6 protein-coding genes and 1 pseudogene are annotated in these 11,404 nt (G+C 56.5%); 3 read left to right on the top strand and 4 right to left on the bottom strand.

Features of this window, described 5'->3' with window-relative positions:
* Together IEX72_RS14645 and IEX72_RS14650 are read right to left on the bottom strand one after the other, a co-directional pair.
* Positions 1-1,075: pseudogene (locus tag IEX72_RS14645) on the bottom strand (hypothetical protein); the annotation flags it as partial.
* Positions 1,075-1,911, bottom strand: a complete 837-nt coding sequence (locus tag IEX72_RS14650; RefSeq protein WP_229663860.1) for a BrxA family protein — start codon at positions 1,909-1,911, stop codon at positions 1,075-1,077. The pseudogene IEX72_RS14645 and the gene IEX72_RS14650, both read right to left, overlap by 1 nt.
* A 101-nt stretch (positions 1,912-2,012) precedes the next feature.
* Between IEX72_RS14650 and IEX72_RS14655 the strand changes: the two genes are divergently transcribed.
* The gene (locus tag IEX72_RS14655; RefSeq protein ID WP_188788673.1) at positions 2,013-4,148 is read left to right on the top strand and encodes a Piwi domain-containing protein; all 2,136 of its coding nucleotides are present in this window, start codon (positions 2,013-2,015) and stop codon (positions 4,146-4,148) included.
* On the opposite strand, the gene IEX72_RS14660 is transcribed toward IEX72_RS14655, so the two are convergent.
* Both IEX72_RS14660 and IEX72_RS14665 read right to left on the bottom strand, forming a co-directional pair.
* Entirely contained in the window at positions 4,145-5,221 is a 1,077-nt protein-coding gene (locus IEX72_RS14660) for a hypothetical protein (protein WP_188788676.1), read from the bottom strand. The genes IEX72_RS14655 and IEX72_RS14660 overlap by 4 nt on opposite strands.
* A complete protein-coding gene (locus tag IEX72_RS14665; protein WP_188788678.1) occupies positions 5,214-5,660 on the bottom strand; it encodes a hypothetical protein in 447 nt (148 codons plus the stop codon). Before IEX72_RS14665 ends, IEX72_RS14660 begins: the two co-directional genes overlap by 8 nt.
* A 267-nt stretch (positions 5,661-5,927) precedes the next feature.
* Here IEX72_RS14665 and IEX72_RS14670 point away from each other — a divergent pair, with 267 nt between their 5' ends.
* Both IEX72_RS14670 and IEX72_RS14675 read left to right on the top strand, forming a co-directional pair.
* Positions 5,928-8,513, top strand: coding sequence for a PD-(D/E)XK nuclease family protein (locus IEX72_RS14670; RefSeq protein WP_188788680.1), 2,586 nt, complete (start codon positions 5,928-5,930; stop codon positions 8,511-8,513).
* Positions 8,510-11,341 (top strand): UvrD-helicase domain-containing protein, encoded by a 2,832-nt coding sequence (locus IEX72_RS14675; protein ID WP_188788682.1) that lies wholly within the window; start codon positions 8,510-8,512, stop codon positions 11,339-11,341. The genes IEX72_RS14670 and IEX72_RS14675 overlap by 4 nt, the downstream gene beginning before the upstream one ends.
* Positions 11,342-11,404 lie beyond the last annotated feature (63 nt).

An 11,404-nucleotide genomic window follows, 5' to 3' on the forward strand; every position in this document is an offset into this window, starting at 1 on the left:
GCTGATACCGGTGCGGGAACCGGTCTTTGACGATACTGAAATCGGCCCCGTGAGCCGCGAACTTGGGTTGGACGTCTTCGATTTTTGCCTGCGCAGTCGCGACGAGCTGAATGTCGCCGTCTCCGATGTCGTCGACGTTTTCCGCGAGTGTCTGCAGTTCGGTGAGCCGCTCGAAGTCGGTCCCAATGAAGAGACTCACCTCGTCGAGCAGGAGGACAAGCTTGACTGGTTGCTCAAGCGCCGCTTCACGTTCCTGGCGCAGCGATTCAAGTCGACTGACAACCTCTTCTGGGTCAATATCCGAGGGTTGGAGATCAGTGTAGCCATCGCGTGTCCCCGTGACGCCCTCGAACAGCTTCGGAAGCACAACATCGGATAGCGCACTGTACTCCTGGACGTCGGTCCAAAGGCCGTCAGTTCCCCACTCGTATCGCGGTTGACCCGGTGTCACTCCCTCGACGACTGATGCAGCTCGATCCTCCCGTTCCGGCCAGGCGTCGGTCGTTTGATACCAGTCTTCGAAGTATGCGACGTCAAGCTGGGAGGACAATCCAGTCGAAACTCCGTTATTGACGCCCGTGAGAATAGGATTCTGGTGGGCGTGCCGGAGAACGATTTCACTAAAGCTGCGTTGCTTCTGACCCTGATACTTGAGCAGGTTCACTGAGACAGGGATGACGTGATATTCGGAATGAACGGATTCCCACTGGGTTCGGAGCGTATCGAGGTCTCCGCTCGCCGACGCATCTGGGACGAGGTTTCTCCAAACCACGTCGGAGCGGTCTTGGAGCCACTGAGTATCCATCAGCCCATCCAGAACTGTTAGGAGGTGGCTCTTTCCGCTCCCGTAGTAACCGTAGAGCCAGTAGTTCGACCCCGTACGCATATCCTCTGCTTCGCCGAGCAGTCGTTTGACGAAGTCTTCGAGGAACCGCTGGGAGTCAGCCGTAACGTGATATGACTCGATGGCTTGTTTCCGGTGCCGTTTCTCGTCTGCAGATTGGTCCTCGCGGTCGATGCGTACCGATTCCTCGAAGTCCTCCGGTAAGTCCTCAAACCACGTTGTGTCGACCATTATTCAGCTCCCTCGCTCGTAATCGATGAGTACGGTTCGTCGGTCGGCCGCAGTTGGAGACTTCCATGGAGTTCGACGAACTCCCACGCCTCCGTCTCTGCTGCTCGATTGTAGAGTTCCTCCCAACGGGCACTCGGCTGGAATAGGTATTGGAGCCCAGCTGGTGATTCGAACCACTCTTCGTCGCCTTCCTCATACGAGTAGCCCATTGCGACGAGGAGTGGCGTATCTCCTATTGATGGTGGATTACCGACGACCATTTGCTGATTCTCCAGAACGCCGATCTCGCGCATAACTGACCGCAGTCCTTCGCACCATCTCTCTTTCGTTGAGTCCGCATAGTCGAACGGTGTCTCGTCAGTGTATTCGAACTGATTCAAGACAGATGTGAGTGTATCGTTAGAGAAGTCAAGAGGGTCGGGAAAGTCCTCCGCAAGGCGTCGGGCATATTCGTGGACGGCATATCGAACGAGCGCATCATCGGCGACCAGATAGAGGTAGAGCACTTGGGCTTTGTCTCGCGATGACGAACAGGTGTCCAAAACGGCAGGAAGATCACTTGGATTAGGGAGAGTTGCAGGTGCGTTTTTGAATCGTGATGAAAGAACGCGGTATATCTTCTGGGAGCTCCCCTTCGTACTGCGGTTCGCACGTCGTTCCTCAAACCAGATCTCCTTGACCTGGTTCCAGTTCCCGTGTTCACGGTACAACCGAGCGATCTCTTCTGCTCGTTCAGGTAGGAGGCCGCACATGGTCAAATCCATGTTGACCTCTTCGGGAGAGAATGTGCGGGAAAGAGACGGCGGTCCGTTATCGCCGTCCGGGAGAGTGTTCATACGATGATGGAGTCAACCAACCCACTTTACTATTTGTCATTGAGATACATTCAGCCTACGCGACCGGTATGATTTTGACAATGGGCGGACAATCTTGAACTATGGCTAGCCATCTGAATGCATTCCCCATCGATGTCTCCCAGATTGACGTCGCTATCTATGATATCTCTCCCCAACCGACAACACCGGCCTGGAATCGTCTCGACCAATTGGAGGACGACGTAACGTCCAGTACCGGTGGGATTGGTGTCCGGTACCATGACGGCGACTCTTGGAAGATTGTGGCCTGCGGTGTGACCGATCCTCCGTCACAGGTTACTGACAGCGATAGCCAACTCACCCTAACCGAATCCACGACTTGGGACCCAGATACGGACGGCGATCCTGACGTGATTGCAGAAGCCCTCGAAACAGGGCTCAAAGACTTTCTCGCTACGCATCGTGGGTACTGGAGTGAAAAATACAACCGGGTATTCCAGTACGCCCCCTACTCGTCTGAAGGCAGTTACAACATGCACCTCGGATACAAGATATCCGTAGAATACGCGAATGAGTTCCAGCTCTTTCTCGATCCGACATTCAAGTTCCTCTCTCAAAAATCGTTGAAGGACTGGATCGACCAAGTCGGGATCGAGACGGTACAGGAGCAGTTCACCGGCGAGCGGTTCATCATGTTCAGCTCCCGGACGAGCTATGTCACACTGGAATCAATCTACGAAGACCGGACAGTGATGGACGACACCGTGTACGGCTCGACGATTTACGAGCTCAATACTGAGTCACCGGCACCGCAGGCAGACGACGTCGAAGAGACGGACCCGCTGTGCGGGGTCACGTATTCGAATAATCCGAAGGAATACACCGTGTCACCGGCCCTACTCTACGGCACCCCCGGGAGCAATGACGTGTTGAACGAGTCTGCGATCATCACGCCGTCTCAGCGGCGAGATGAGATCCGGGCGCTTGCCAGGGACGTATCGTTCATACAGGTCGGCGGCCAACAGTTCGGTCTTGGAGACACCGAACTGGCCGGGGATATTGAACGGTTCCAATATCCAGCCCTCGAATTTGGTGGTGGCCATGTGTTCGACCCACAGTCACTCGGCGATCTGCCGGACAAGTGGGAGTGGGAGAACGAGATGCAGCGGTTGCTGTCCGAACACGGTCCAGTCTCACGGGTACGTGGCGAACGTCATATCGCGTTTGCACATCCGGACAGCTATCCGGAAGTTCCTGAGGAGACATATCGAGATATCCAAGAGCATTTGCAGCAGTATGCGAAAATCACGGCTCCTGGCCCGGTCGGCCCGATCGAATACACGGACCGTCGGATCTGGAATGACTGGGTTGCCCAGCAAGGCGACCAGATCGACGGTTTACTGGCCGCGTTGGCAGAGGAGTCTGACGATCGGTATTATTCGCTGGTCAATGATGTGGACGGGGAACCGGTCCAGCACTTCACCCCATCTGCGTTGGACGAACACCGGGATAGCAGCCTGTTCAACGTCGCGATGGGACTTGCGGCCAAGATGGGCGTCAGGCCGTTCGTCCTCGCCGACCCCCTGCACACGGATATCGTGATTGGGTTCGATGTGAACGGGTTTGAGCAGACCTCGATTGGGGCAGTCACCCTTGACGGGGAATCCGGGGATGTGATCACGCAGACGACGAGCGGGTTCAGCGCGGGTCAGAGTACTGCCGCGCCGGAGTTCGAGACGAAGTCGGCACTCCGAAGCCAGATTACGGAAGCCGTTCAAGAAAAAGGGACGATATCCTCGGTCGTGATCCATCGGGGTGGAGTTCTGAAAAACAGCGAGGAATCAGCGATCCGAGAGTTGATCCCAGAACTCGTCGAAGAGGGCACGCTGCCGGAAGACGTGCGATGGGGTGTGGTTGAGGTGAATGCCGATACGCCACACCGAATCTTTGACCAAGCGTATGATCTGCAGGCACCGACCGGTTCCTATACCACGATCGGTGGCAGGACCGGGATAGTGGTGAATGGAGGGTATCCGTACGTGTGGCAGGGTACGCCGCGCGCCACGAGCTGTACGTTGGCGGCTGCGAATTGTGACTGGGATATAACCGCATTGACACAGGATGTATTCCGCTTATCCTTCTTGAATTGGGGGTCGCCGGGTAGTGTGAATATGCGGCCACCAATCTCGACGGATCTGGCGACAGAGCTGGCGAAGATGTTCGAGAAATGTAACGAGATTCAGTATCTTCCGTTCTAGTCTGTATTGAGGAGATCCTGGTTGATGCGGGTACGCTTGGTAACGGTCTCAGATATGTCTGTTTCCGGATGGATCAATGCTGTGGAGAGCTGCTCGGTATCGGGGGTGAAGAACTGTTTGGCGTCGTCGATTATCGCGTTAAGGAACTGGTCGTTCCACCAGTCTGTGTAGGTCGGGGTGCGCTTGGAAGAGAGCTTGTTTAGGTGGTCCCGGAATGTGGCGGTGTGTTCGTGGGCGAGGCAGTGGAGTTCATCCGGGTAGTCGTCAGCCAGAATGTTCATGACGTGGTGGTAGCGGAGGGCGTCCGGCGGGTGCTGATGTTCTCTATGAATAGAGGGAGTTAGTTTATACGGATTATCGGAGAACAGGCGCCGGGTGAGGCTGACCGCGTATGCGGGGCCGAACATAAGTGTTCCAACGGTGTCGCAATAGAGTTCTTCGTACCAGTCTCTGAGAGCATCGGCAACGGTTTGTTCGCGATTATCGAATTCGCCAGCGATCCGTCTTCGCTCCTGATTGACGGCATCTGGTAGAGTGTAGCTGTCCCGGTAATCCATGGTGACGTGCCCGATCTCGTGCCCGATCAATGGGGCAAACTCGGTGAACGACGCTGTGGAGACGTTGCGGGGGAGCCAGAGGCCGTATACGGTTGTCGGAACAATTCGGACGAGAGCGGTCTGGTTCCAGTGGATGGGAATGATGTCGAAGTCGATTCCGAGCGGGTGGCAGAGTTCATCGACGACAGTGCGGACGTTGTCGAAGACTGCCGTGCTGTCCGTTACCTGGATGGTGTGGAGTTCGTAGTAGGAGATGATCTTCTCGATTTTCTGGAGTTTGCTGTGGGCGTCCCAGAGGTCGTTACAGATCTCCTCGTAGAAGTCGTCAGTGTTGTCGGAGAGTTCAGAAAGGGTTTCGATGTCGTACTGGATTTCGTCAAGTAGGTCGTCGAAATCGGCGAGCAACGGGTTGAAGACGTTGTCTGGGGTGGGAACGCCGTCGTCAGCGAGACGGGTGGATATGTAGTCTCGGCGGTGTTCGAGGTCGGTGAATTCCTGGTCGACCGTGTTAGGCAAAGTTTCCTCGCAGTGCCTGTTTGTTCTCTTCGACGGTTTCGTTGGCGACGTCGCGGATGTCCTCTAACTTGTCTTTGAGGATGTCGAATTCAGTGTCCGACAGTGCCTGGGAGGGTTGAGAACTTTCCTGAAGATCTTGGAGATGAGTGTTAATCTGATCGAGGTGGGGGCGGATAGTGTCGTCGGAGTCGAGCCAGGCGTCTTTCACGCCGGAGTAGAGCGGCTGGAGTTCTTCGTCCGTATAGTAGGGATCGTGGGAAATTTCGAGCAGGCGGTCGATAATTTCCTGGGTGTCCTCAAGTTGTTGTTGGAGCCTGTCCCAGCCATAGCGGTCGATGGCGTTGAGCCGGATGATGGAGATGGCTTTGAGGGTTTGGTTGAGACTACGGCTGAGGTCCGTATATGTCTCTTTTTCCCGCTGAACCCTCCAAAGGCTCATTAGTAAAATGTTCCCTTCCATTTCACTTATAGCTTGTGAGGTCCCCTAATCCCCTATTTTCCGAGTTTCTAGGGTCTACAACGGGGGTTCGGAGGACTTTCTTCTCCAGGTGACGGAGAACATTCCTTCCGTCTTCTTAGGCAGGGTAAAGATGGTCGGGAACAACAAAGCGGATATCGTTTTGAATCGGCTGTACGGTGGACCCCCACGCAAAGTAAAGAGAGATTCTGACAAAGATTTAACCGACATCGCTGACCTTCTCTGTGCGTGCCATTTCCCCGCGCCAAATCGCCAGGCCAACTCTACGAAGAGGTTCAATCGTACGACCGGGTGATTACTCCGGATGGGCCACTTGCAAGTGCTCTCAACCGCCACCTCGATCGTTCGCATCTCGGTCCGTTCGCGATCCCACCACGCCGACTTGCAGTAGGTCGACGCCAAGAGTCCGAGGACCGTCTCGCTTTCCTTGGTATGCTTGATCACGAGGACTTCTCCTGGAAGCGCTGTGCATACGCGGTTGGGAATATCCTCCAGTGTTGGGAACACCGAGGGTCACACGACGCTATTTTCGAGTACGACGGCTACGTCGACGACACCACCGAACGAGCTGTGGAGCGAATCGCGGAACTCGAGACCGCCTCGATGAAGCTCACAAACGAGACCATCGATTCGAATCTCGACGTGGTCGTCGTCGAACCGGCGATGCTCACCCAACTCGAACGCGCGTATCTGCCTGCCGAGTACGACACGGTCGACCTCTTCGCTGATACCGAGTTCGAGCTCCCGCCGTTCCGTATACACGATTCGCCGACGGCGATCGTCGAGACCATCGTCGATTCCGTCGATGGCGAGAACGCTGATAACGTCGGGATTGTTCTCGACCAGGAAAGCGAGTACTCACCGCTTATCGAGTCCGCGCTCGAAGCGGCCGATATCCCGTTTTTCGGCGGGCCGGGATTCACAGATCGCAGCGAACACCGGTTGTTCCTCCACCTCCTCCGGACCGCCCACCGGGGGACTGATACCCGAATAAGCGAGATCCGGTCGCTGTTGACGGTTTTCGATTGCGACATCGACGACGCTGACACAAACAAGCGACTGCACGAACTTGACGATGGAGACCTTAAGTGGCTAATCGACTTCTGCCATGATGTCCAAGAGTACACGTTCTCGGACGCGCTCTCAGTGTTTGAACGCCACGCCGACGACACGCTTGACGCCTTCCGCGAGGAACTGGAGACACTCACTATCGCCGACGAATCTATTACAGAAGCGCGCCTCGACGATTTGTCGTTCTATCTCCAGACCTACGAGGTCCCTGTCGACCGAGAGAACGACGGCGTCCTGCTTGCCGACGCGAAATCGGCGTCGTACGTGGGTCGTGAGGTTGTCTTCTACCTGGGGCTCGACGACCGCTGGACCCACTCGGCACCACGCCGTCCGTGGGTCGACCAGGACGCCCAGTTCACCAGGAATCTCAAGAGCTTCCAGCTGCTGTTACAGAGCGGCAGCCAGCAACACTATCTCGTCCAAGACGCGACCGGCGGATCACCCGTTACGCCATGCCTGTACTTCGAAGAGCTCCTCGAACCGGAGTACGACCGGTTCTCCGATCTGCGTTCGACAAGTCATCAGATCCAATCCGCAGCACGAGCTGGTGACGGGTTCGAGAACGACCCCGTCGGCGTGAGTTCCGACCCGGTCGAGACGATCAGCAAGTCGAGTCTCAACACCTACGTGAACTCACCGCGGGACTACTACTTCAGCCGGATCGTCGACGGTCCGGAGAAGGCGTATCTCACCGAGGGAAACCTACTCCATGACTTTGCGGAGTTCTACGTCAACCATCCGGACGCGGTTGGCGAAGACACACTATCGGAGGTCGTCGAACTCATGCTTGAGGACGTCAGTCCGCTGGTTCGCTCCGTCGACGAACGGACCCGGCGCACTGAATATCGTGCTAGCCTCGAAACGATCGTCTCATATCTTGACGCGAACCAGCCGACTGAGGGCGCGTTTCTGACGCCGTCCAGTGGCGGTGATAATGCCGTCGCTGCTCACTTCGATCGGGATGTCGACTCCCCCGTGACTGAACGCCGATTTACTGATGAAGAACTGGGCATCAACGGAATGATCGATCTCGTTCAGTCGGAGCGAGACCTGCTCGACTACAAGAGCGGTAGCGAGAGCAGCGCCACCTCGATCGTCAAACACGCAGCGATTGACGAGCCGACAGACGAGCCTGACTTTCAGGCAGCACTCTATCTCACCTATTGGCGATCACAACGTCCGGGTGACCAACTCTCGTTCACCTTCTTCTACGTCACCGAACTCGTCGACGACGTGATCGCCGGCGACGCCGACATCGACGACGCGTTGACGACTGTAACATACTACCCTGAATCGCTCACCGAGCACGTGCAACGTGAGGAGTTCTTCGAGTATCTCCGTGAGGAGGGGGCACAGAAGTGCCAGAAGATCCTCTCGAAGATCGACTATCAGACATACGCCGCGCTCTTCGATGCTGCGCCGCTTGTCGAAACCACTGACAGCGATGAACTCATCGAATCGGAGTTCGGAGAGATGATGATTGATCGACTCGAAGCCGAGATTGGCGAGTACAAGTACGTGACGACGGGGAGCAAGCAGGTGATGCGAGCAATCGTCGACCGGCAGAAGGGTGCGTTCTTCAAAACCGATCTCGATGCGTTCGAATCGTTTGTCGACGAGCGACTGGCGGAACTCAATCGGCGCCGCACTGGCGACGAGGCGTTCCCAATCGAGGGACTCGCCGGTGAGCCGAACTACCGGCGGGTAGACAACCGGGATCTCCTCCTGGAGGGTGAACAATGAGCGGTGTCGACCCGAACCCGGAGCAACGCGAGCTCATCGAGGCGATTGACGGCCTCTATCTCGTCGATGCGGGTGCTGGCACCGGGAAGACGTTCACCGTTACCCGGCGGTACGCAAATATCGTGGCCCAAGACGGCGTCGATCCCGAAGACGTGCTGTTGGTGACCTTTACGAACAACGCGGCCGAGGAGATGCGAGAGCGGATTGTCCGTCACAGCGAGTACGGGATGCGGGAACTCGCGAACGCGCCGATCCAAACGTTCCACTCGCTGTCACACGACCTGCTCGACGAGTACGGACACGACGCACCGACGTCCCTCGGGATCGATGAGACGATCACTGGCTCGACACGGATTATCGAAGACGAAATCATCGAACAGGCGCTGTTTCGTGAGTTCATCGGCCAGTTCATCGATAATCACCCGGAGTATGACGAGTTCTTCACGGCACTGTCGGAGACGTCGGAGCTACTCGATCTGATCAAGGAACTGTCCGCAAAGGGTGTGTTCCCCACTGCGGATGGCTGGTACCGGAACAGCGAGTCACACCTCGATGGGGATTTTGAGGCGTTCGAGACACTGTTCACCGACCGGAATGAACCACGGAACGGCGGGAGCAAGCAATCGAAGCTTCGAAAGAAGCTCTATCAGTATGGTGAAGACAAGACGTATCTCCCGGAGGCGCCCGCAAAGTGGGACATCCGCGGCGATGGCAAGCAAGTCCCGGCAGACCTCGCTGAACGCGTCTTTGAAGAGGACCGAGCGGCACTCAAGCGGTTCGTCCACGACGTATATCACGCCTATCTCGCGTTTGCGCTTCGGCGGAATTTCCTGAATTTCGGATTCCTCCAGCTGTTCGCGTTCGTACTTCTGTGTGAAGATCACGACCTTCGAGAGCAGCTGGGGTACGAGTACGTGATGGTCGACGAGTTCCAGGACTCCAGTGAAATCCAGTTCAAACTCACGCTGCTGCTCGCCGGCACGAACAACATCTGTGTGGTCGGCGACTGGAAACAGAGCATCTACAGTTTCCAGTACGCGGATGTCGACAACATCCGCGAGTTCGACGAGCGGCTCGAACGGTTTGCCGGGGAGTTGAATCGGGACGCAGATCGAGTCACGTTCCCGACGACGCCGGTCGACGACAAGCAACTGACGCGGAATTACCGCTCGACGCAGTCCATCTTGGACTTCTCTACCCACGCGCTGACTGCCCGTGCGACAAAGAACGAATCGCTGGATGCGGAGGCTATCTCCGAGCAGGTAACACCACTGACCGCCGATACAGACCGAGACGATAGTTACATCGAGGCGCTCACGAGTGAGGACGAACACGAGGCCATTCTCGAGAAGATCGACGCGATCGTCGACAACGACGCCTACGCCGTCGAAGGCGACGACGGCACGTATCGCACCCCAGAGTACGGCGACATCGCCGTGTTGACGCGAACCCGTGATTTCGGGCGGGATCTGCTCGATACGGCGAGTGAATTCGGTCTGCCGATGGCCTACGAGGGTGGGATCGAGGTCTTTCGGACCGACGCCGCGAAGCTGGTGTTAGCGTGGTTGCGTATCCTCGAACGCGACGCCGAACGCGGGTGGGCACTGGTCCTCGAAGAGGCTGGCTACACGATCGACGAGGCGAAGGCGATCATCGAGCGTGAGGCGTACCCCGAAGCTATGGTCGCATTCCGAGAGGATCTCCGAGAGCTAGAGACGTTCGGCGGCGTCGCTCGGCGCGTGTTCGAACAGTACGGCCGTTCCGGCCCCACCGCAGACGTCGTTCTCGACACTATCCAGTCGGTTCACGGGACGACGACGTTCACCCGTGGCGAGCTGATCCGATTCATCGAGGAGGCGATTGCTGATGGGAGCACACACGACGTCGATGCCGGGGCTGGGACGAATGCGGTGACTGTCCAGACGATCCACGCGACGAAAGGGCTCGAATACCCAATTGTCATCCTCGCAAATATGAACGCGAACAAATTCCCGTCTTCCGGTGGCAGCGGAAGCGATATCGCCTACACCGACCCGATTGGCCTCCGTCAGCGGAAGGTGTACTCAGAGGACGCACACGGCGTCCCACACGTCTACGACGACTGGAAGACTGACGTTCTTAATCGCTGCCTCCCCCAGAACTACGACGAGGAACGTCGGCTTCTCTATGTGGCTGTCACGCGTGCTGAGAGCCACGTCGTTTTGACTGGCGGTACTGACCCAAATTCGTTCCTCGATTCACTCCCCGTTGATGTCGAAGATATCGACCCCGATCTATCTGCGTTCGACCCAGAACCCGGCGAGCATTCGACCTACACGGTCGATATTCCGGAGCCTGATGGACCGGCAAGCTACTCACCACACACCTTCATCGATGACGCAGTCTTCGAAGGGAATACCGGCGGCCGGGGAATGGAGTTCGGGTCAGACGTCCACGAGTTTGCGGAACGGTATGTTCTCGGTGAAGCAGTCGAAACCGGCGATAACCCTGACAAAGAGCACGTCAAGGCGTTACTCGACTCACTCGAGGGTGAGACGAGAGCCGAGATCGATGCGTTCCTTCCGCTTACCGTCGACGGCGAGAAGGTAACGATCGGCGGCATCATCGACTTGCTCCACGTGACATCTGACCGTGTTGAGATCATCGACTACAAAACCGATCTCACAACGCACGCAGAAGGTGAATACCGGAAACAGCTCAGTATCTACTACCATGTCGTCGCCGACCAATATCCTGATCGGTCGGTTACTGCGTCTATTTTCTACACCGATGATGGCACTCGGCACAATATTACCCCTCTCGATAAGGCGGCTCTTCGAGAGCTATAGTAGTCGTTAGAACTTTCAGCACAGAAAGTCGTACAGTAGCTAATGGACCATCTCGACGAGATC

This window comes from Halobellus salinus (genome assembly GCF_014646875.1).
GTDB lineage: Archaea > Halobacteriota > Halobacteria > Halobacteriales > Haloferacaceae > Haloquadratum > Haloquadratum salinum.